Genomic DNA, 244 nt, shown 5'->3' with positions numbered 1-244 from the left:
TCTGGTGATCAGCCTGGCCAACGGTCAGTCGATCACCATCGCGGTCAACGCCAGCAGCGGCTCGGTCGACTACGTCGCACCGAACAACATCTACGCCACCAATCCGGCGCTGACCAACAGCATCACCGGCGTCACCGGCGGTAACTACGAGAAGCTGGTTACCACCGGCACCCCGTCGACCACCGTCAATGACAACCCGAACAACCTCGATACCACCGGTGTCAGCCTCACCGCGACCGGCAGC

The 244-nt window shown here is 62.7% G+C and carries 1 protein-coding gene; it reads left to right on the top strand.

The genetic code is table 11. The features are described 5' to 3' along the window. Nucleotides 1-244 (top strand): immunoglobulin-like domain-containing protein (locus tag DM374_RS32980; RefSeq protein WP_157969849.1); only part of this gene is annotated, 244 nt, incomplete at both ends.

The organism is Pseudomonas huaxiensis (assembly GCF_003231275.1).
In the GTDB taxonomy this organism is placed as follows: Bacteria; Pseudomonadota; Gammaproteobacteria; order Pseudomonadales; family Pseudomonadaceae; genus Aquipseudomonas; species Aquipseudomonas huaxiensis.
Note: the sequence above shows the minus strand (reverse complement) of the source record. Positions and strands in the feature narration are given on the sequence as shown.